General features: G+C 63.8%; 1 protein-coding gene. It reads right to left on the reverse strand.

The features are described 5' to 3' along the window. A partial coding sequence (locus RCF13_RS10865) for a flagellin (RefSeq protein WP_308141165.1) occupies positions 1 to 282 on the reverse strand: 282 nt, incomplete at both ends.

A 282-nucleotide genomic window follows, 5' to 3' on the forward strand; every position in this document is an offset into this window, starting at 1 on the left:
CAGGCTCATCACGCTGGACGGCGACTGGTTGGCCTGGGCCAGCATCGCGGTACCGGCCTGCTGCAGGATCTGCGTGCGGGTCAGTTCAGCGGTTTCCTTGGCGTAGTCGGTGTCGCGGATACGGCTGCGCGAGGCCGACAGATTTTCCGAGGTGGTGTTCAGGCTGGCGATGGTGGAGGTGAAGCGGTTCTGGATCGCACCCATGTCGGCACGCGAGGAGTTCACCGAAGTCAATGCATCGTCAACGATGGACAGAGCGCGCTGGGCGCCTTCCACCGTGGT

The organism is Stenotrophomonas maltophilia group sp. RNC7 (genome assembly GCF_030910085.1).
Taxonomy (GTDB): domain Bacteria; phylum Pseudomonadota; class Gammaproteobacteria; order Xanthomonadales; family Xanthomonadaceae; genus Stenotrophomonas; species Stenotrophomonas sepilia.